This window comes from Achromobacter sp. 1011811831, assembly GCF_059760905.1.
Window position 1 is genome coordinate 41,537 of sequence record NZ_JCBANG010000011.1, and the last position, 19,638, is coordinate 61,174.

General features: G+C 67.5%; 17 protein-coding genes and 1 tRNA gene. 8 read left to right on the forward strand and 10 right to left on the reverse strand.

Annotation, left to right across the window (positions count from 1 at the left end; genetic code table 11):
- The first annotated feature begins 52 nt into the window (after nt 1-52).
- A complete protein-coding gene (locus AC6LJ9_RS06595) occupies nt 53-1,957 on the forward strand; it encodes an LTA synthase family protein (protein WP_498146931.1) in 1,905 nt (634 codons plus the stop codon).
- Here the strand turns inward: AC6LJ9_RS06595 and AC6LJ9_RS06600 are convergent, their stop codons facing one another.
- Nucleotides 1,958-2,572 carry a DNA-3-methyladenine glycosylase I gene (locus AC6LJ9_RS06600; protein ID WP_498146932.1) on the reverse strand — a complete coding sequence of 205 codons (615 nt, stop codon included), beginning with the start codon at nt 2,570-2,572 and terminating at the stop codon, nt 1,958-1,960.
- Nucleotides 2,573-2,865: 293 nt separating this feature from the next.
- Here AC6LJ9_RS06600 and AC6LJ9_RS06605 point away from each other — a divergent pair, with 293 nt between their 5' ends.
- Complete coding sequence (locus AC6LJ9_RS06605) at nt 2,866-3,333, forward strand: YkgJ family cysteine cluster protein (protein ID WP_392410728.1); 468 nt, start codon at nt 2,866-2,868, stop codon at nt 3,331-3,333.
- A 9-nt stretch (nt 3,334-3,342) separates the two neighbouring features.
- On the opposite strand, the gene AC6LJ9_RS06610 is transcribed toward AC6LJ9_RS06605, so the two are convergent.
- Entirely contained in the window at nt 3,343-3,534 is a 192-nt protein-coding gene (locus tag AC6LJ9_RS06610; protein ID WP_498146933.1) for a hypothetical protein, read from the reverse strand.
- Between the two features lie 170 nt (nt 3,535-3,704).
- Complete coding sequence (locus AC6LJ9_RS06615) at nt 3,705-4,484, reverse strand: helix-turn-helix transcriptional regulator (protein ID WP_212312282.1); 780 nt, start codon at nt 4,482-4,484, stop codon at nt 3,705-3,707.
- 370 nt (nt 4,485-4,854) lie between these two features.
- Here AC6LJ9_RS06615 and AC6LJ9_RS06620 point away from each other — a divergent pair, with 370 nt between their 5' ends.
- The 5 genes from AC6LJ9_RS06620 to AC6LJ9_RS06640 all read left to right on the forward strand — a co-directional run bounded on the left by AC6LJ9_RS06620 (nt 4,855) and on the right by AC6LJ9_RS06640 (nt 9,202).
- Nucleotides 4,855-5,295: a Fur family transcriptional regulator gene (locus tag AC6LJ9_RS06620; protein WP_212312283.1), complete on the forward strand. Its 441-nt coding sequence runs from the start codon at nt 4,855-4,857 to the stop codon at nt 5,293-5,295.
- Nucleotides 5,292-5,711, forward strand: coding sequence for a hypothetical protein (locus AC6LJ9_RS06625; RefSeq protein WP_212312284.1), 420 nt, complete (start codon nt 5,292-5,294; stop codon nt 5,709-5,711). Before AC6LJ9_RS06620 ends, AC6LJ9_RS06625 begins: the two co-directional genes overlap by 4 nt.
- A gap of 355 nt (nt 5,712-6,066) precedes the next feature.
- On the forward strand, nt 6,067-7,044 hold the full coding sequence (locus AC6LJ9_RS06630; RefSeq protein ID WP_498146934.1) for a LysR family transcriptional regulator: 978 nt from the start codon (nt 6,067-6,069) through the stop codon (nt 7,042-7,044).
- A 94-nt stretch (nt 7,045-7,138) separates the two neighbouring features.
- Entirely contained in the window at nt 7,139-8,752 is a 1,614-nt protein-coding gene (locus tag AC6LJ9_RS06635) for a methyl-accepting chemotaxis protein (protein ID WP_498146935.1), read from the forward strand.
- Nucleotides 8,753-8,911: 159 nt separating this feature from the next.
- The gene (locus tag AC6LJ9_RS06640) at nt 8,912-9,202 is read left to right on the forward strand and encodes an MSHA biogenesis protein MshH (RefSeq protein ID WP_103272521.1); all 291 of its coding nucleotides are present in this window, start codon (nt 8,912-8,914) and stop codon (nt 9,200-9,202) included.
- A gap of 175 nt (nt 9,203-9,377) precedes the next feature.
- Here the strand turns inward: AC6LJ9_RS06640 and AC6LJ9_RS06645 are convergent.
- The 6 genes from AC6LJ9_RS06645 to mnmC all read right to left on the reverse strand — a co-directional run bounded on the left by AC6LJ9_RS06645 (nt 9,378) and on the right by mnmC (nt 16,822).
- Nucleotides 9,378-9,453 (reverse strand) — tRNA-Lys (locus tag AC6LJ9_RS06645).
- A 209-nt stretch (nt 9,454-9,662) separates the two neighbouring features.
- Nucleotides 9,663-10,460: a MetQ/NlpA family ABC transporter substrate-binding protein gene (locus AC6LJ9_RS06650; RefSeq protein WP_212312291.1), complete on the reverse strand. Its 798-nt coding sequence runs from the start codon at nt 10,458-10,460 to the stop codon at nt 9,663-9,665.
- Between the two features lie 41 nt (nt 10,461-10,501).
- Nucleotides 10,502-11,155: a methionine ABC transporter permease gene (locus tag AC6LJ9_RS06655; protein WP_103272519.1), complete on the reverse strand. Its 654-nt coding sequence runs from the start codon at nt 11,153-11,155 to the stop codon at nt 10,502-10,504.
- Nucleotides 11,112-12,200 carry a methionine ABC transporter ATP-binding protein gene (locus tag AC6LJ9_RS06660; RefSeq protein ID WP_498146936.1) on the reverse strand — a complete coding sequence of 363 codons (1,089 nt, stop codon included), beginning with the start codon at nt 12,198-12,200 and terminating at the stop codon, nt 11,112-11,114. The genes AC6LJ9_RS06655 and AC6LJ9_RS06660 overlap by 44 nt, the downstream gene beginning before the upstream one ends.
- Before the next feature lie 234 nt (nt 12,201-12,434).
- Nucleotides 12,435-14,660, reverse strand: a complete 2,226-nt coding sequence (locus tag AC6LJ9_RS06665) for a glycoside hydrolase family 31 protein (RefSeq protein ID WP_212312293.1) — start codon at nt 14,658-14,660, stop codon at nt 12,435-12,437.
- 281 nt (nt 14,661-14,941) lie between these two features.
- Entirely contained in the window at nt 14,942-16,822 is a 1,881-nt protein-coding gene (gene mnmC, locus AC6LJ9_RS06670) for a bifunctional tRNA (5-methylaminomethyl-2-thiouridine)(34)-methyltransferase MnmC2/FAD-dependent 5-carboxymethylaminomethyl-2-thiouridine(34) oxidoreductase MnmC1 (RefSeq protein ID WP_498146937.1), read from the reverse strand.
- 167 nt (nt 16,823-16,989) lie between these two features.
- On the opposite strand from mnmC, the gene AC6LJ9_RS06675 reads away from it, so the two are divergent.
- Complete coding sequence (locus AC6LJ9_RS06675; RefSeq protein WP_498146938.1) at nt 16,990-17,865, forward strand: inositol monophosphatase family protein; 876 nt, start codon at nt 16,990-16,992, stop codon at nt 17,863-17,865.
- 12 nt (nt 17,866-17,877) lie between these two features.
- Here the strand turns inward: AC6LJ9_RS06675 and AC6LJ9_RS06680 are convergent, their stop codons facing one another.
- Entirely contained in the window at nt 17,878-19,572 is a 1,695-nt protein-coding gene (locus AC6LJ9_RS06680) for an AMP-binding protein (RefSeq protein WP_498146939.1), read from the reverse strand.
- Nucleotides 19,573-19,638 lie beyond the last annotated feature (66 nt).

Consider the following 19,638-nt stretch of genomic DNA (forward strand, 5'->3'; position numbering starts at 1 on the left):
CCGGATGGACCCGTTCCGCGGGGAACGGATGGCAGAACTACCTGGAGGCCCGATGCGGCATTCAACCTTGATTTTCGTGGCAGCGGCGTTCGCGCTGCTGACTTTCAGCCGCCTGGCCCTGGCCGCGTGGCAATGGCAGCGCGTGCGCAATGCCGGCGGACTGCTGCCGCTGATGCTGGGCGGCCTGCGCATCGACGCGCACCAGATCGCCGTCATGGCGGCCCTGCCCGCCGTGCTGTCGCCCTGGTTCGGGCATTTTTCGTTCGCCGCCGACGCGGCGGCCGTGTGGTATCTGGCCAGCTTCATCCTGCTGGCCTTCCTGGAAATCGCCTCGCCCGCCTTCATCCTGGAATACGACTCCCGCCCCAACCGCCTGTTCGTCGAATACCTGAAGCACCCGCGAGAGGTCTCCGGCATGCTCTGGCGCGGCTACAAGGCCGCGCTGGTCGGCGGCCTGGTCCTGGTGGCGCTGATCGGCTGGGGCGCGCTGCGCCTGTTCTGGCCGGCCGCGCCCGATGCGCCGCTCAGCTGGTGGCAGATGCCGCTGGCCAGCGTGGCGATCCTGGCCGTGGTGATTCTGACCATCCGCGGCACGCTGGGCCACCGCCCCATGAATCCGTCGTCGGTGGCCTACAGCTCCGACGGCATGCTCAACACGTTGGCGCTGAACTCGCTCTACAACGTCTTCTATGCCGTCTACAGCATGAAGAACGAGAAATCCGCGTCGGCCGTCTACGGCAACATGGACGAAGCCGAGATGCATGAGCGCGTGCTCAGGCAGGCGGGCCTGCCCGTCCCGGCCGCCAACGCCGACTATCCCAGCCTGCACGCGCAGCCCGCCACCCGCAAGACGAAGCGTCCGCTCAACCTGGTGATCATCCTGGAGGAAAGCCTGGGCGCCCAGTACAGCGCGGCGCTGGGCGGCACCAACCTGACGCCGGAACTCGATGCCCTGGCCCGCGAATCCTGGGCCTTCACCCGCGCCTACGCGACCGGCACGCGCTCGGTGCGCGGGCTGGAAGCGGTCGTCACCGGCTTCCTGCCCACGCCGGCGCAGGCCGTGCTGAAGCTGCCGCGCTCGCAGCGCGGCTTCTTCTCGCTGGCCGACCTGCTGGGCCGGCACGGCTACCACTCGCGCTTCATCTATGGCGGCGAATCGCACTTCGACAACATGAAGGGCTTTTTCCTGGGCAATGGTTTCAAGCAGGTCGTGGACCGAGCGGATTTCGTGGATCCGGCCTTCGTCGGCACCTGGGGCGCGTCGGACGAAGACATGTTCAACCAGCTGGACCGGCTGCTGCGCGAGGACGGCGACCAGCCCACCTTCACACTGGCCTTCAGCGTCTCCAACCATTCGCCCTGGGAGTACCCGGCAGGCCGCATCCAGGTCGACGGCAATCCGGCCACCGTGGAGAACACGGTGCGCTATGCCGACTGGGCGCTGGGACGCTTCTTCGAGCGCGCCAAGGCCTCGCCCTATTGGGAAAACACGGTATTCCTGGTCGCGGCCGACCATGACTCGCGCGTGTTCGGCGCCAGCCTGGTGCCGGTGCGGCACTTCCATATCCCCGCCGTGATCCTGGGCGCCGGCATCGAGCCGCGGCGCGACGAGCGCCTGATCAGCCAGATCGACCTGGCGCCGACCCTGCTGTCGCTGATCGGCGTGGACACCGAGCACCCCATGATCGGCCACGACCTCACCCGCAGCACGCCGGGCCGCGCCATCATGCAGTACGACAACACTTATGGGTACCTGAAGGAAGACCGGCTGCTGGTGATGGCGCCCAGCAAGACGCCGGTGCAATACCGCTACACTGCCCCCGAGGACTACGCGCCCGAGGCGCTGGATCCCGAGCTGGCGCGCGAGGCGCTGGCGCACGCGCTGTGGCCGAGCTGGGCCTACCGCGAAGGCCGCTATGCCCTGCCCGGCCAGGCCGGGCCGGCGAACCCGGCCTGATCAGCCGGTCTGCCCCGGACGCGCGAATTCCCGCCGCGCGCGTTCCGAGGCGGCATGGCAATGGCAGCCGGGGTCATGGTCGTTGACCATGCCCACGGACTGCATGAAGGCATAGACCGTGGTCGGCCCCACGAACTTCCAGCCCAGCTTCTTGAGCGCCTTGGAAAGGGCCTGGGACTGCTCGGACACCGACGCGCCGCGATTGGACGGCGCCTTGCGCGGCGCTTCGTAGCGCCACAGGAACGCCGCCAGGGAGCCCTCGCGCTCGATCATTTCCAGCGCCCGACCCGCGTTGTTGATCACGGCTTCTATCTTGCCCCGGTGGCGCACGATGCCTGCATCGGCCAGCAGGACCTGGATCTCTTTTTCACCGTAGCGGGCCACGCGCGCCGGATCGAAACCGGAAAAGCCGCGGCGAAAGGCCTCGCGCTTGTTCAGGATGGTCCGCCAGCTCAGGCCCGACTGGAAACCCTCCAGGCTCAGCTGTTCGAACAGGGCGCGGTCGTCGACCACGGGACGGCCCCATTCCAGGTCGTGATAGGCGGTGTAGTCGGCGGAGCCGTCGAGCCAGCCGCAGCGGGCCAGCCCATCGGGAAAATCGGTCTTGAGGCTCATTGGTGGCGCTCCTGGCGCATTCGCAGAGCAAGATGCTAACCCAGGCCGGCGCCCGTTCCCGCGCGCGCGGCGCTGCATTTATCCCATGGCCGCCCGGTGCCGCAGGCGCGCTTTTGCCGGCATCGCCCGGTGACAAAAAAATCGTGGCTCGCGCGACGGAAATCCCGCTACTATCCACTTCCCTGATCCCGCGCGGGCGATCCCGCGCCTCCCGGATCGACCTGCCGGGCTTGCGCGACGCAAGCCCGTTTTGCGTCCACGCCGGGACCGGACAGGCTTACGGACTTTCCGCCATGTCCTTGCTAGAAACCTCGCCCATCACTTTCGTTTCGCCCGCCGTCCTGGCCGGCGACGACCCCGCCGCCAATCCCTGCCTGGACTGTGGCGCGTGCTGTTCGCACTTCCGGGTCTCGTTCTATTGCGGCGAGCTGGCGGGCGAGAATGGCGGCCAGGTGCCCGTTGAACTGGTAACCCAGCTCAGCCCGCTGCGCGCCTGCATGAAAGGCACGGAAATGGGCGGCGGACGCTGCATCTCGCTGCGCGGGGAACTGGGCAAGCCCGGCATCCACTGCGCCATCTACGAAAACCGCCCCACGCCCTGCCGCGAGTTCGATATCTGGCTGCCAGATGGCACGCCCAACCCGGACTGCCAGCGCCTGCGCCTGGCCCTGGGCCTGCCGGCGGTGCCGCCGCGTCCCGACGCGGAAAACGATCCGCTCGGCCCGCAGCCGCAGCACCCCGACCAGCCCGCCGCCGCCTGAGACGCCGCCCTACGACTTGTCGGCCACCGCGCCATCGAGCTGCCAGGCGCTGCGCGTCGACGCGAGGATCTTGCGCAGGATGGCGGGAAAGGCAGGCACGCCGACAGGCGGACGAACGCCGACATGCGCGGCGGGCACGGCGCGCGCGATGACGCCGCCACTGCCAGCCCTGGAAAGAATCTGGATCGTCTGAACAGACATGAGTACACCCCTGAAGCATCGCGGGCGGACGGCCATACCTGCCTGTCCTACCCTGACGCCATCGTAGACAGCGGGCATTTCAGAAGATCGGCGATTCTGTCGAAAAAGGGTAAAGAACGGTAAATGCGGACGCCGGCCACGGCCCCCCCGGGGCGCGCTCGGCCGGCGAGCTAGTCGCGGCCGGCCACGTAACGCGACGGCGTGACGCCGAACGCCGCGCGGAAGCTGCCGATGAAGGCGCTGGTGCTCTCATAGCCCACGGCCAGCGCAGCCTCGGTGACGGATCCGCCACGGCCCAGCATCTCCAGCGCGCGCAGCAGGCGCGCCCGCTGCCGCCACTGGCCGAGCGTCACGCCGGTTTCCTGACGGAAGCGGCGCATCAGCGTGCGCGACGACATGTTCAGGCGCTGCGCCCAGTCGTCGATGCCGGAAGGATCGTCCGGCGTGCTCAGCAGCGTGTTGGCCAAGTCCTGCAGGCGCGGATCCTCGGGCATGGGCAAGGGCATGGGATCGTGCTCGCGCAGGCGGACTTCCTCGAGCAGCACCTCGAACAACTGCGCCAGGTACGCTTCCGACAGCATGCCGGGCGGACCGCTGGCGATGCGCTCGATCACGGCCTCGATCAGCCGCGATGATGGCCAGGAACGGCAGACGGAGGGCAACTGCGCGCAAGCGTCGGGCCGCACGAACAGGAAAGAACCATGGGCATCGCCGAACCAGCGAGCGCCGTGCATCACGCCCGGCGGAATCCAGCCCAGACTGCCCGGCATCACCGTCCAGACCTCGTTGCCCGCCTGGACCAGCACCAGGCCCTCGTGCACCAGCGCCAGCATGCCCTCGTCGTGCCGGTGTTGCGGCACGTATATGCCCTTGGTCTCGCGCCGGCCGCGCACGCTATGCGGGGTCAGCAGGAGATTGGCGGAAAAAAGCGCGGATTCCTCGCGGTACATGATCGGAAAAACTTGGGAGGGGACATGAAGCCCCGGTCTGCGGATGATATGGAAATGTACATCATTCTCATCTTCTCGGCATGTCGCGCGAGCAGCCGTGCGCCCGCGCGTGGACGGCACCGGGCGGGCGCGGCCAAGGGCCTTGCGCATGCGCAAACGCAGCCTTGCCCTGGCGGTCCACCGCGCTTGACCTGAAGTTCACTTGAGGTCCGATACTGTCCCCCGATTCACGCGCCGCCTTGCCGCATGGGCTCGCAATCCAGATTGGCAGGTTTGCGCTACTGATTGACGGGATCCCGTTAGCGGGGAAATTTGAAAATAGACATCATTCTCATCAGGCCGGCACTACCCCCCTGACAGGAGAACCCACATGGACCACACCCGATTGCGCGACGCAGGTATCAAGGCCACCTATCCGCGCCTGAAGATCCTGGACATCTTCCATCAGCACGCGGGCGAGCACATGAGCGCGGCGGACCTCTACCGCAGCCTGATCGCCGACCGCAGCAACATCGGCCTGGCCACGGTGTACCGGGTGATCACGCAGCTCGAGGAAGCCGGGCTGCTCAAGCGCACGCAGCTCGATGCGCACACCACCGTGTACGAAATGAACGACAAGGGCCACCACGACCACATGGTCTGCACGCATTGCGGCCGGATCCTGGAATCCAGCGATCCCGCGATGGCGCGGCTGGTCGGAGACATCGCCAGGCGCAGCGGCTTCGCCCTGGAGTCCTACAGCCTGGTGCTCTACGGCGGTTGCGGATGCCGCAAGGGCGCCGCCGCCCACCCTCATGGAGAATTCGAATGAATCGAGATCAGTTTTTCTTTCACGACCTGTCCCACTTCCCCATCGTGACCGCCAAGCACGGCGGCGCCCCGGATGGCTATTCCGCCAGCTGGATACGCGAGATGGAGATGCTGGTGAACAACCCCCTGCCCTTCGTCATGGTGGTGCCCGACATGCGGCAGGAAGCCGGGCATGAAGACCGCAAGGCGATGGTGGAATGGCAGACGACGAACATGCCACGACTGCGCGCGCGCTGCCGCGCCTTCATCGCGGTGGAGCGGGACGCCGAGGCGCTGGAGAAGATCCGCAAGCGCGCCGAGAAGATGGCGCGTGCCTTCGACATGCCGTTCCTGGCGGTCGCCAGCGCCACCGAAGCCATGCAGTGCGCGCGCGAAGTGCTGGGCCAGGCAGGCCCGGGCGGCTTCAACCTGAGCTGAAGCATTCGGCTCAACCCAACCCCCCTGGCCGGGCCACAGGCCCGGTATTTGCAACGCGTCCCTCGGGGCGCGTTTTTTTTCGCCTGTCCTGCGCGGGCGACCCGCGAACTCGCCCGGGAATTGCCAAAATTAGAATGACATATTGATAAATTTGCGATTGTGGCAAAAGGTAGAGCTGGAATAAATTTCACGCTTGGCTCATCCGCCCGTCCCGCCGCCCCCAAACCATGCGCGGCTCGCCGGAATCCGCGCGCCCGCGGCCCGGCCCCGGCGCCGCCTTCGCCCGTCCCCTCAAACGCTCTGTCGCGGCCGCCGGCCGCCTGGACTCCGCATTGAGATTTACGGCATCCATTCAATGAAGCGACTTCAATTCGACAGCACCGCGCTTCGTTATTTCCTGACCGTCGTCGACACAGGGTCCGTCAATGGCGCCGCCGCGCGGCTCAACGTGGTCGGCTCGGCGGTCAGCCGGCAGATCGCCGGCCTGGAGCAGCGGCTGCACAACCAGTTGTTCGAGCGGCATCCCAAAGGCATGCGCGTCACCGAAGCCGGCCGCATCCTGGCCGACCACGCCCGCCGGGTGGAAGCCGATGCGGCGCGCACCTACGCGGAAATCGACGGACGCAACAGCCACCACCGCCAGACGGTGCGGATCGCGGGTGCGCCGGGCTTCGCCACCAGCGCGCTGCCACGCAAGTTCGCCGCGTTCCAGGCGGAACATCCGGCCGTGCGGTTCAGCCTGACCATCGTCGACGCGAGCCTGGTGCCCGACCGCTTGCGCAGCGCCCAGGCCGACATCGGCATCACCTATGGCCAGACCACGGAAAAAGATATCGCCGTCATCTACTCGCATCCCGCCGAAATCGTTGCCGCGCTGCGGCCCGGGCATCCCCTGGCCGAGCACGAATCCTTGCATATCAAGCAATTGCAGCCCTACCCGCTGGCCCTGCCCGATGGCGGCAGCGCCTTGCGGCAGGTGCTGGAAGTGACGGCCAGCCTGTACAACGTGACGCTGTCGCCGGCCTTCACCTCCAATCATCCGGCCGCGTTGCACGACTACGCCATGCAGGGCGACGCGGTGGCGCTGTGCACGCGGCCCGCCGTGGCCGACCAGGTCATGACCGGTCGGCTGATCGCCCGCCCGCTCGACGACACGCTGCTCAATGCCGGGCAGTTGCAATTCCAGACCCACGCGTCGCGGCCGCTGTCGGACGCGGCCCACCGGTTCCTGCGCTTCGTGCGCGGCGATGCCCGACAGCTGTTCCTGGCCCCCGCGCCTGGTCCGGACCCATCCATGGCATTGCCGAAAGCGGAACGCCTCGGTGAAAAATGATCAATTGTTAGAAATGTAATTTAAATTTACAGTCGCCCCGGGTTTTCCAGTAGGCGCCCGTTTCCCGGCGCCACCCTTACACAGGAGCCGAAGCGTGCCCAGAAACCTGAAGATCCGAACCGGCCTGTTCGCTGTCCTGGCCTTGTTCGTGCTGGCCCTGGTGGCCGCCACCAGCATGGGCTGGATATTCGCCCGCGCCGCCGATGATGCGGTGGACGATCTGAACCGGGTGTCCACCGAACAGACCCGCCCCTTGTACGAAACCCAGGGCCTGCTGCTGCGCGCGCGCGTCACCCTGGTCGCCGCCCTGCTGGATGTGCAGGCCGGCCGTGGCGCCCAGGCCCAGGCCAGCGTTGATCAAGCCGGCAAGTACCTGCAGGACGCGCGCCAGCGCTACGCCGTCTACCAACGCGTGCCCAAGCACACCGAGGCCGGCCGGAAACTGGCCGCGGATATGGACAGCGTGTTCGGCGCCTACATCGACAGCATCGGCGCGCTGGGCGAGGCGTTGCGGCAGCAGTCGGCGGACGCCTATGTCGCGGCGGTCTCGGGCACCCGGGCGGCCGACGCCCGCTTCGAGGAACGGGTCAGGGCATTCCTGGACCATACGGAACGACGCGGCGCCGAAATCAACGCGGCGTCGGACCGGCGCTACGAACAGGCCGAAGTGGCCGCCATCGTCATGCTGGCGCTGGCCCTCGCGCTCTCGCTGGGATGCTGGCGCTTCATCAACCGGCGGGTGCTGGCGCCGCTGCAGGACGCCGCCGTGCATTTCGACCGCATCGCCTCGGGCGACCTGACGCAGCGCGTGACGGCGGTCGCCGACAACGAGATCGGCTTGCTGTTCAGCGCCCTCAAGCGCATGCAGGACAGTCTCACCCGCACCGTCAGCGAAGTACGCCGCAGCGTGAACGAGATCAATACGGGCGCGGCCGAAATCGCCTCGGGCAACGCCAACCTGTCCACGCGCACCGAGGAACAGGCTGCGTCGCTGGAAGAAACGGCGGCCAGCATGGAAGAGCTGGCGACGGCGGTCAAGCAGAACACCGAGCATGCGCAGCAGGCCAACACGCTGGCGGCGGAGAGCCGCGGCGTCGCGCAGCGCGGCGGCCAGGCCGTCGGGCAGGTGGTCGAGACCATGGCGCGCATCTCCGACAGCTCGCGCCGCATTGCCGAAATCGTGTCCGTGATCGACGGCATCGCCTTCCAGACCAATATCCTGGCCTTGAACGCGGCGGTGGAAGCCGCGCGCGCCGGTGAACAGGGCAAGGGTTTCGCGGTCGTGGCGGGTGAAGTCCGCACGCTGGCACAGCGCAGCGCCCAGGCGGCGCGCGAGGTGAAGGACCTGATCGAGCAGTCGACGGCCAACGTGGACAGCGGCGCGGACCAGGTCCGGGTCGCGGGCGACACCATGCGGGACATCGTGGAGTCGGTCGAGCGCGTCACCCGCATCATGGCCGAGATCACCGAAGCCTCGTCGGAGCAGTCGGTCGGCATCGACCAGATCAACCGGGCGGTGACGCAGATGGACGACGTGACACAGCAGAACGCCGCGCTGGTGGAACAGGCGGCCGCCGCGGCGTCGTCGCTCGAACAGCAGGCCCAGCGCCTGGCGACGACGGCCGCATTCTTCAAGGTTCCCGCCGAAACGGTGATCGAGGCCGGCGAGGCCATGCCGGCCTCGGCGCTGCGGGCCGTCTGCGCCTGAGGATCGCCGCAAACCGGGACGAACCAGCCGCCGCGTGGCGGGCCGGGGGCGGGCCATGCTCGTCTTCCCGGCCTTAAGAGTCGCCGGCCCGCGCCGTTGTTGATAGGTGCCCTGGCCGCAGGGCGCGTCCGACAACCCATTTCACGAGCCGTTCAACGCATGAGCCGCGCCCTCGCCTGTGCCTTCTGCCTATCGACGCTTGCGCAAGGCGCTCCACTGCTGGAGAAAAACGGCACCGCGATCTGCAGGACCTGCGCCGAAGGCTTCTTTTCCCAGTTCGCCGAACACGCCTGGACCATGGCCGCCACGCTGGAAGAACAGCTGGACGTGCTGCTGGCCGAGAGCCAGCGCGCGCTCGAGCACAGCGCCGCGCTGTCCGAACGCGCGCGCAGTTGCGGACTGAGCCTGCATGACCTGACGGCGGCGATGCGGCCTCGGCTGTTGTCCTGAAGCGGTTGACCTGGGTCCGCTATGCGGGGGGTTGTTACCCCGGGTTTGCCCCCCGGTGTTGCCCCCGACCAGCGCGCCCCAAATGAAAAACGCCGCTCACAGAGAGCGGCGTCATCGTCGTACTTCACCAGCGCATCGCCCGGAAAGAGAGTCCGCCACACGCTGAAATTCGGGGTGGTGGGTTGTGCGAGACTCGAACTCGCGACCAACGGATTAAAAGTCCGCTGCTCTACCGACTGAGCTAACAACCCGACCGAAGCCAGAAATTATGGCCGATTTACCCGATCTTGTCAAAGAATCCTGTGACCGTAAGATCAGCGCAACATGCCTGGCCAGCGCCAGGATGCGCTCTCCCGCCCAGTCATGAAAAACGCCCCCAGGACCAGGCTTGGCGCCTGTGCCTTGGGGGCGCAGTCGAATCGGCGGCCAGGCAATCCCGGCCGCGAGACCCGTTCTTGACTTACCAGGCCGCCACCACGGCGCCCTTGTACTTGGTCTCGATGAACTGCTTCACCGCGGCGCTGTGATAGACCGACACCAGCTTGGCGAACTCGGGACGGTCCTTGTCCTTCTCGCGCACCACCAGCACGTTGGCGTAGGGCGAATCCGGCGACTCCTGGGCGATCGCGTCCTTGGCCGGGTTCAGGCCGGCTTCGAGCGCAAAGTTGGTGTTGACGGCCGAGGCGTCGGTGTCGTCCAGCGAGCGCGGCAGCTGGGCGGCGTCCAGTTCGATGAAGCGCAGCTTCCTGGGATTCTCGACCACGTCGATCGGCGTCGCCTTCAGGCCGGCTTCCGGACGCAGCTTGATCAGGCCGCTGGCCTGCAACAGCAGCAGCGCGCGACCGCCGTTGGTCGGATCGTTGGGCAGGCCGATGCGCGCGCCTTCCTTCAGCTCGGACAGCGACTTGATCTTCTTGCTGTAGATGCCGATCGGGAAGATCACGGTCTTGGCGATGCTGACCAGCTTGTAGCCGCGGTCGGCGTTGGCGTTGTCCAGGTAGGGCTGGTGCTGGTAGCTGTTCAGGTCCAGGTCGCCCGAGGACAGCGCCACGTTGGGCTGCACGTAGTCGGAGAACTCGATGATCTGGATGTTCAGGCCCTGCTTGGCGGCTTCCTGCTTCACCACTTCGAAGATCTGCGCATGCGGGCCGGCGGTCACGCCGACTTTCAGCGGCTTGTCCTGCGCCAGCGCGGGCTGGGCAAAAACGGCTGCGCCCAGGGCGAACGCGGCCAACGACTTCAAAACCTTGATGCTCATGTTGCGAATATCCCGAATGTCGGAAGTAGGAAAGAATGGGCTCAGCGGTGCGACAGCCGGCGCACGAGGCGATCGCCGAAGCTCTGGATGGCCTGCACCAGCACGATCAACACCACCACCACCGCCGCCATGACCTCGGTCTGGAAACGCTGGTAGCCGTAGCGGATGGCCAGGTCGCCCAGGCCACCGCCGCCGATCGCGCCCGCCATGGCGGAATAACCGATCAGGCTGACGATGGTGACGATGGTGGCGGCGATCAGGCCGGGCAGCGCCTCGGGCAGCAGCACCTTGACGATGATCTGCATGGGCGAAGCGCCCATGGCGCGCGCCGCGGTGACCAGGCCCGGATCGACTTCGCGCATGGCGTTCTCGGCGATGCGGGCCATGAAGGGAATGGCCGCGACCGACAGCGGCACGATGGCGGCCGTGGTGCCGATCGAGGTCTGCGCCACCAAGCGCGTGAACGGAATGATGGCGACCATCAGGATCACGAAGGGCACCGAGCGCGTGGCGTTGATGATGGCGCCCAGCACGTGGTTGACCGGCTGGTTTTCCAGCATGGCGCCGCGCGCCGTGACGGTCAGCGTCACGCCCAGCGGAATGCCGATCAACACCGCGATGGCGCTGGCCACGCCCACCATCAGCAGGGTGTCAAGCAGCGACGTAATAAGCAGGTCGATCAGTTGCGGGCTCATGAGCAATTTCTTCAACGGTAATGTCACGGGCGGCCAGCGCCGCGATGGCGTCCTTGACCGCGGCGGGCGCGCCCAGGACCAGCACGAACATCGTGCCCACGGCCACGCCCTGGATATCTTCTACACGGGCCTGCACCAGCCCCACGTCCAGCGAGAACTGGCGGGACAGATCGGACAGGAAGGCGCCCGAGGCGTCGTTGCCGGTCAGCGACAGGCGCAGCAGGCGCACGGCTTGGCCCGGCTGGGCGGCGGCCAGCGTCTCGATGCGCTGCTTGGCGGCTGCCAGCGTGGCCTCGGTCAGGTCGGAAGCGGTGGCCGCCGACACCATGGCGCGGGTGACTTCGTGGCGCGGCTGCGCGAACACTTCGCGCGTGCTGCCCATCTCCACCACTTCGCCTTGCGACAGCACGGCCACGCGGTCGCAGACCTCGCGCACCACTTCCATCTGGTGCGTGATCATGACCACGGTCACGCCGGTCTTGCGATTGATGTCGCGTAGCAGCGCCAGGATGTTGTGCGTGGTTTCGGGATCCAGCGCCGAGGTGGCCTCGTCGCTGAGCAGCACGTCCGGATCATTGGCCAGCGCGCGCGCGATGCCCACGCGCTGCTTCTGGCCGCCGCTGATCTGGCTGGGATAGCGGTCGCGCAGGTGCTCCAGGCCGACCAGTGCCAGCAGGCGCTCCACGCGCGCCGGGATCTCGCTCTTGGGCACGCCGGCGATTTCCAGCGGCAGCGCGACGTTGCCGTACACGGTGCGGCGCGACAGCAGGTTGAATCCCTGGAACACCATGCCGATGCGGCGACGCTGCGCGCGCAGTTGCGCTTCGCCCAGGCCGGTCAGCGGCTGGCCGCCGATGGCGATCGAGCCTTCGTTGGGCCGCTCCAGCAGGTTGATGCACTGGACCAGCGTGCTCTTGCCAGCGCCGCTGGGACCAATGATGCCGAAGACCTCGCCCTGCTCGATGTGCAGGTTGATGCCGCGCAGCGCCTGGAACAGGCCATGCGGCGTGGCGTAGGTCTTGGAAAGGTTCTCGATGTGAATCATGGCAGGCGATTCTGTATCTTTTCTCTTCTAAAGAGAACGACCGTATTTTTCATTTTTTATAACTACAAGAAATATAGAGTTTGCCAGCCGCGCCGGCAAACATCGGCGCGGCATCCGCGCATCAAGGGCAAAGGGCAGTCGGGAAGGAAAGCCTTCCTGACTGCCCTTGTTCATCGCGGCTTCCGTTACGCGGAAAACCGGGGGGCGGACCTGTCCGGCCGCTGCCCCTGTCGCTCAGCGCGCCCGCGAGATACGGACCTCGGCGCCGCGGCGCTTGACCTCCAGCCCCTCGGACGGCGATATGCGCAAGCCTTCCAGGCCCTTGATGTAGCTCGAGCCCTGCATCTGCATGACACGGATCTTGTTGCGCATGACAACGGGGTTGTGCACCGGCATGCCGAACATCCAGACCTCGTCCAGGATGCGGGCCGAGTTGAACTCGCCCGTATGCTGGGCCGCGGGGCCGAGACAGAGCATGTGGCCTTCGCGGCCGAACACCGGGAACTGGCCCAGCTCGCACTCCAGCGTCCAGGTGGTGCCGCCTTCGTAGCGATGGCCCGTGTTCAGGTCCCACCAGGCGTCGCCCTTGGGCAGGTACACCCGCACGCTCTTGCCGGGCTCGGTGATCGGCGCCACCAGCAGGGCCGGGCCCAGCAGGTATTGCAGGTCCCAATCGTGGGCATGCTCGTCGTTGGGGAAGGACAGCGCCATCGAGCGCTGCACCGGCAGGCCCGTGCGCGCGGAATCCTCGATCGCGCCCAGCACATAGGGCACCAGGCGATAACGCCACTGCATCCAGGTGCGGACATGCGCCAGGACCTCGTCGCCGAAATCCCAGGGCATCAGGCCGTTCACGCCCTGGAACGAGAAGTTCGCGGAGAACACGCCCATGGCCAGCCAGCGCAGGTACAGCTCGGGTGTCATGCCCGCCAGGTCGCGCGAGGCCGAACCGATGCCGTGCACCTGCACGGGCACGCCGCTGGCGCCGATCGACAAGGCGGTGCGCAGCGTGTGGCGCAGGCCGTCCCAGCTGTTTTCAGCCTGCGGCCCCGTCTGCCAGGGCAGGCGCTGCGCCGCGGGGAACAGGTCGGAACTGGGCACCACGCCTTCGGGCGGCACCTTCAGGCCAGCCACGGCGTCGAACAGTGCGCGCCGCACCAGCAAGGGATACATGCTGCGCAGCGCAGCGCCGGTCTCGCCGTTGCGCGCGTTCACGCCGTCGGGAATGGCGATCTGCGCGTCGCAGGCGGGCGCGTCGAGCCCGTCCTCGATCAGCTGGCGATGGCGTTCGACCCAGAGGTTGTAGATGTCGCGGTAGGTCAGGTCCAGCAGGCCGTAAGGCTGGCCGGACGTCGCGGGAATGCCGTCGAACACCTGCGCCGAGCCATCGTCCTTGGACAGCAGCCAGCCGCGGTCTTCCAGTTCCTCGAACAGCGGGCTGCTCTTGAGCACGCCCGGAAAACCGGAGGCCGCCACGTGCACGTTGTGCTTGTGGAACAGGGCCAGCATCTGCTTGGCGTCCGGGAAGCGCTGGGCGTCCCATTCGAACACGGTCTTGTCGGACAGGAAGCCCCAGGCCGCAGGCTGGGCCAGCGTCACGGCGTCGACCGGAATCTGGTTCTCGCGCATGCGCGCCAGCAAGGCCACCGTCTGCGTGGGCATCTCGCCGCTGGCCTGCTGCAGCCAGGCGCCCATCGCCCAGAGCACCGGCTGGCCGGCGCGGCCGGTCAGCGCGGTGTACTGGTTCAGGATCTCGCCCGGCTCGCCGGCGAACAGGAACAGGTCCAGCACGGCGTCGTCGACGGTCAGCACATAGGCCGAATCCGCCGGCGCGGCGCCCACCGCGTGCTCGACGCGGCGCATGGTGTTCACATAAACGCCCCAGCCTTGCGGGCTCCAGGCCAGAGGCAGCGCGCGGTGCTCGGGATCGTCGGACACGACGGATTCCTCGCGCCGGTTCAGGTCGCCCGGGGTTTCGCCCAGGCCGTAGACGCGCTCGTTGGCGCCCAGCGTGAAGCCGGCGGTCCAGGCGGCCGCCTCGGCGTCGTCCAGCGCGTTGTGGCCGAATGCGGGCGTATGCGCGGAAACCTCGGACGCGAAGACTTGGTCCTCGCCGCGGTACAGCGCCACGCGCACCGGATTGGAGCGGACCTCGAGTGTCACGTCTCCTTGCGCGATACGCCAGCCGTCGCCGTCGTCGCGCGGACTGATCGTAGACTCGCCCACGGCCTCTTGGCGCGCGAGCAGCATTTCCGCGACGGCGCGCGCACGCGCGCCCGGCTTGTCATCATTGAGCAGACTCGCCTCGCCGAAACGCAGGCGGAAAACCCCAGGCGCATGCGCCTCGACTACCAGATGCAGCCCGTCGCCCGCGTCGAAATCGATGCGGCTGGGGCGAGACGTCAACAGCTCGACGGTATCGAGCTGGGTAGTATGGGCAAAGTCGAACTTGGGCGGCACAGAGCATCCCCCGGCTTAAGCCAAAAACCATCAAAAGCCGTTATTTTGACGGATTTGGGCTTTGAAATAAACTCGGTCCCTCTTTTGGGCGACCAATTCATACAAAAAAGGGGCCGCAAAAGCCTGCCATCGGTCCCTGACCCAGCCTGTCGCGACACCTCGCAAATGCTCCCCAACCCTATAAAACCGGGCCTATCTGGCGGTAAATTCACCCAATTTCTGCGACTGCACGCCAATAACGGCCTGTTACAACAGGGTTCACCCCTCTTTTTCAACGCCCCTCAACGGGGCGTCACCAATCCGGCCAGATCCCGCTCCAGGGGCGAAGGTTCGCCCATCAGGCGAGCGCCGATCATGTCTCCCATGAGCGCCGACCAGGAAAGCCCGCGCGAGGCATAGCCCGCGGCCATCCATAGTCCCGGGGCATGGGCCAATTCCCCCACGGCGGGCAGGCGGCCGGGCAGAACCGCCCGCCACCCCGCCCAACCGGGCAGGCTGCCGGGCGTCAGCGCATTCCAGGCCGGACCGACGGCGCCCAGCAAGCCGGCGGCCTTGCCCAACGCGACCTGCTGCCCCTCAGCGCTGATCAGCGCCTGTTCCGCGCCATGGACATAGGTGCTGCCGGCCACGCAGCCCTCGCCGGTATCGGGCAACAGATAGCCTTCGCCGCCAATGATGCAACGCGGCCCGCCGCCCAGCGCCGCGGCGGGCAACAGCGTGACTTCGCCGGCCAGCGCGTGCATCTGCGCCACGCGCGGCAGCCAGGGCTCCAGCAGTCCGCTGGCATCCAGCACGCCGCGGGCGCCGGCCGCGTTGGCCAGGATCATCGTGTCCGCCCGCGCCAGTTCCCGGCCCGCCGCGTCCAGCGCCTGCCACTGCCCGCCATCCTGATGGACGCGCGCGACCTGCGCCGGCAGTACCGTCACGCCGGGCAAGGCCAGCAAAGTTTCGATCAGGCGGCCCGGCTGCACCAGCATGCCCTGCGCGAAATACACGCCGCCGCGCGCCACCGGCATGCCGGCCAGCGCGCCGGCTTCATCGCGATCGACCTGCCGCACCCATTCGGCGGGAAACGCCAGTGTTTCCAAGGTGCCCGCCAGCGCCGCCGCGCGCCCTTCGTCGCGCTCCAATTGCACCGTGCCGCAGACACGCGGCGCGGCGCCCTCGGGCAAGCCACGCCATCGCGCCAGCGCTCGCGCGCTGCCCGCGCGCGACAGCCGGGCGCGCGCGTTGTCGTCACGCGCCACCACCGGCGTCAGCGCCGCCGCCACGTGGCCGGCATGCGCCGGCGCGCCCTCGGCGCGTGCCGCGTCCAGCACGGTCACGCGCCAACCGCGCAGCGCCAGGCCCTGCGCGATGCCGGCGCCGGCCAGGCCCGCGCCCACCACGACGGCATGGCCGCGCGGCCGAACGCGGGCGCGCGCCTGCACGGCCCGCGCGCCCTCTGCCCGGGCAGTGGCGACGGTCATGTGCCACTTGCCGCCATAGCCGGCTTCACGGCGCGCGTCGAAACCGGATTCGGACAGCGCCTTGCGCAGCTCGCCGGTGCAGGCCCAGGTGGCCAGGGTCGCGCCGGGCGCTGCCATGGCGGCGAGTTCACGCAGCAACGCCGGCTCCCACATGCGCGGGTTGCGTCCGGGCGCGAAGCCATCCAGGAAGTACGCATCCACGCAGGCGTCCAAACGCGACGCCACGGTTTGCGCCTCGCCAAAGGCCAGCGTCAGCGTGACGGCCCCGCCGTCGAATTCGAGCCGGTGCAAGCCTGGCAACGGCAGCGGCCATTGAGCCGCCAGCTCTTGCGCCAGGCCGGCCAACAACTCGGGCGCGTAGCGCGCCAGCAGCGCGGCCAGATCAACCGGGGCGAAGGGATGTCCCTCGACCGCCAACACGTGCAGCGCCGCGCTGCGCGCCGGATCGTCGCGCCATGCCCGCCACAGCGCCAGGAAATTCAGGCCCAGCCCGAACCCGGTCTCGCAGACCGTGAAAGCATCCCTGCCGCGCCAGCGTTCCGGCAGGCCATTGCCCCGCAGGAACACATGCTCGGCCTGGCCCAACGCCCCCGCCGGCGAATGGTAGACGTCGCCATAGGCCGGACTGTAGAGCCGGCCTTCGGCATCGAGGGCAACCGTCGCCGGCGCCAGGGGAACATAAGACGAAGACATGAGGGACCAGGATTCCAGCAGATTCGGGAATGACGCGAATTATCGGACGACATGACGGTCCTGCGCAGCCCGGCCACGCGGCGCCGACGTTGGATGCACGCCACGGGCGGCGCGGTTTTGGGGCCGGACGCAACAAGGCTGACGCATGCGGGGCGTACACTGGCCGCATGGATACCTACGATCAGCCCCGCTCGATGGGTTCGCCCATAGACCTGTGCGCCACGATCGACGCGGCGGTCACCGCCGCGCACGCCGGCGCCGCCATCCTGCAATCCTACGCGCATCACCGCGCCGATCTCGTGATCGATCGCAAGGCGCGCAACGATCTGGTCTCGCAGGCCGACCGCGAAGCCGAAGCCGCCATTATCCAGGAGCTGCGCGCGCGCACGCCGCAGTTCGGCATCGTGGCCGAGGAAACCGGCGGACAGGCCCAAGGCAGCGCCACCTGGTACATCGACCCGCTGGACGGCACCACCAATTTCCTGCACGACATCCCCCACTACGCGGTTTCCATCGCATTGATCGCGCATGCCGGCGCATCGGTGTCTGCCGGCCAGCCGCTGGCCGAGGACACGCCGGTGGTTGGCGTGGTCTACGACCCCTGCCGCGAAGAGCTGTTCACCGCCGTCTACGGCCTGGGCGCATGGCTCAATGGCCGGCGCATCTCATGCTCGCGCACGCAGACGCTGGATGACGCGGTGCTGGCCACCGGCTTCCCTTTCCGCGACTTTTCCTTCGCCGGGCAATACATGCCCATGCTGCATGACGCGATCAACCGCGCGCGCGGCGTGCGCCGCATGGGCGCTGCCGCGCTGGACCTGGCCTGGACAGCCTGCGGCCGCTATGACGGCTACTGGGAAATGGGGCTGGCGCCCTGGGATGTGGCCGCCGGCACGCTGCTGGTGCGCGAATCCGGCGGTATCTGCTCAGACATGCACAAGCGCGACTCCTGGCCGATCGGCGGCCGGGTCGTGGCGGGCAACGCCGCCATCGGCCAGGCCCTGCACGAAATGATCGCCCCGCACCTGGACAAGCAAGACTGAACCCGCGCCCGGTCAGGCCACGGGCCTGGCCGCCGCCTCGACGTCGGGCCGCAGCTCGCGGCGCAGGATCTTGCCCACGTTGCTCTTGGGCAGCTCGTCGCGGAACTCCACGTAGCGCGGGCGCTTGTAGCCCGTGAGCTTGTCCTTGCACCATTGCTGGACCTGCTCCTCGGTCAGCGACGGATCCTTCTTCACCACGAATACCTTCACCGCCTCGCCCGAGTGTTCGTCCGGCACGCCGATGGCCGCGCATTCCAGCACGCCCGGATGCTGGGCCACGGCGGCCTCGACTTCATTCGGATAAACCTTGAAGCCGGACACCGCGATCATGTCCTTCTTGCGGTCGACGATGCGCGTGTAGCCCTGCTCGTCCATGATGCCGATGTCGCCGGTGCGGAAGTAACCGTCGGCCGTCATGGACTGGCGCGTCTCTTCCGGCTTGCGCCAGTAGCCCAGCATGACCTGCGGCCCGCGGATGCCGACCTCGCCGCGTTCGCCCAGCGGCACCTCATTGCCCGCGTCGTCCAGGATGGCCACGTCGGTAGACGGCAGCGGCAGGCCGATGGAACCGGAATAGGCGGTGGCGTCGGTGGGATTCACCGTGGCCACCGGCGAGGTCTCGGACAGGCCGTAGCCTTCGATCAGGGGCCGTCCGGTGATCTTCAGCCAGCGCTCGGCCACCGCCTGCTGCACCGCCATGCCGCCGCCCAGCGTCAGCCGCAGCACGGAGAAATCCAGCTTGGCGAAGTCCTCGTTGTGCGCCAGCGCGTTAAACAGCGTATTGACGCCGGGGAACAGATTGATGGGCACCTTGCGCCAGGCGTTGATCAGCGAAGGCTGGTCGCGCGGATTGATGATGAGCACGTTGCGCATGCCCGCATGCAACCCGTAAAGGCCGCAAACCGTCATCGCGAACACGTGATACAGCGGCAGCGCGCTCAGGATGGTGAGCTGGCGATCCGCCAGGTCGTGGATCACTGGCTGGGCCACGGCCTCGGTCTGCAACACATTGGCGGTCAGGTTGCGATGCGACAGCATGGCGCCCTTGGGCACGCCGGTGGTGCCGCCGGTGTATTGCAACACGGCCACGTCGTCCATCGACAGCGCCGGAGGCGTGAACGGCCGCCGCGCGCCGTCGGCCAGGACCGCCGGCAGCATGCGCGCGCCGTCGATCTGCCAGGCCGGCACGATCTTCTTGATATGGCGCGCCACGAAGTTGACCAGCGGCGCCTTGAGCCCGCCCAGCAGGTCGCCGGGACCGGTCACGACGATGTGCTTGAGCTCGCCGCGGGTGCGCACGTTCTGCAAGGTGCGCGCGAAGTTTTCCAGGATCACGATGACCGCGGCGCCGCTGTCCAGCAGCTGGCGCTGCAGCTCTTCGGCCGTGTACAGCGGGTTGACGTTGACCACGATATGGCCGGCCCGCAACGCGCCCAGCATGCTGACCAGGTAGGCCGGCACGTTGGGCATCATCAGCGCGACGCGCGAACCCTTGGGCAGGTTCAACGACTGCAGCCACGCGGCGAAGGCGCGGGCATGCGCGTCGAGCTGGGCGTAGGTGATGTCGGTGCCCATCGCCGTGCAGGCGGTGCGGGCCGCATGGCGCTGACACGCCCGGTCCAGCAAATCGACCAGCGAGGCATAGCCCTCGGTGGAAATCTCTTGGGGAACACCTTGCGGATAGTGCGCGAGCCACGGACGAACCATAGTGTTTGCCTCCATTAATTCGATTTTCGAATGATGATACCCTTGTTGAGTTCCCTTTCGTCCCCC

Coding starts and splice junctions, on each gene's coding strand:
- AC6LJ9_RS06655 (WP_103272519.1), bottom strand. CDS start 11,155: ATGAGCCCGCAACTGATCGACCTGCTTATTACGTCGCTGCTTGACACC.
- AC6LJ9_RS06675 (WP_498146938.1), top strand. CDS start 16,990: ATGGATACCTACGATCAGCCCCGCTCGATGGGTTCGCCCATAGACCTG.
- AC6LJ9_RS06620 (WP_212312283.1), top strand. CDS start 4,855: ATGGACCACACCCGATTGCGCGACGCAGGTATCAAGGCCACCTATCCG.
- AC6LJ9_RS06615 (WP_212312282.1), bottom strand. CDS start 4,484: ATGTACCGCGAGGAATCCGCGCTTTTTTCCGCCAATCTCCTGCTGACC.
- AC6LJ9_RS06650 (WP_212312291.1), bottom strand. CDS start 10,460: ATGAGCATCAAGGTTTTGAAGTCGTTGGCCGCGTTCGCCCTGGGCGCA.
- AC6LJ9_RS06605 (WP_392410728.1), top strand. CDS start 2,866: ATGTCCTTGCTAGAAACCTCGCCCATCACTTTCGTTTCGCCCGCCGTC.
- AC6LJ9_RS06610 (WP_498146933.1), bottom strand. CDS start 3,534: ATGTCTGTTCAGACGATCCAGATTCTTTCCAGGGCTGGCAGTGGCGGC.
- AC6LJ9_RS06625 (WP_212312284.1), top strand. CDS start 5,292: ATGAATCGAGATCAGTTTTTCTTTCACGACCTGTCCCACTTCCCCATC.
- AC6LJ9_RS06640 (WP_103272521.1), top strand. CDS start 8,912: ATGAGCCGCGCCCTCGCCTGTGCCTTCTGCCTATCGACGCTTGCGCAA.
- mnmC (WP_498146937.1), bottom strand. CDS start 16,822: ATGTCTTCGTCTTATGTTCCCCTGGCGCCGGCGACGGTTGCCCTCGAT.
- AC6LJ9_RS06630 (WP_498146934.1), top strand. CDS start 6,067: ATGAAGCGACTTCAATTCGACAGCACCGCGCTTCGTTATTTCCTGACC.
- AC6LJ9_RS06680 (WP_498146939.1), bottom strand. CDS start 19,572: ATGGTTCGTCCGTGGCTCGCGCACTATCCGCAAGGTGTTCCCCAAGAG.
- AC6LJ9_RS06660 (WP_498146936.1), bottom strand. CDS start 12,200: ATGATTCACATCGAGAACCTTTCCAAGACCTACGCCACGCCGCATGGC.
- AC6LJ9_RS06595 (WP_498146931.1), top strand. CDS start 53: ATGCGGCATTCAACCTTGATTTTCGTGGCAGCGGCGTTCGCGCTGCTG.
- AC6LJ9_RS06600 (WP_498146932.1), bottom strand. CDS start 2,572: ATGAGCCTCAAGACCGATTTTCCCGATGGGCTGGCCCGCTGCGGCTGG.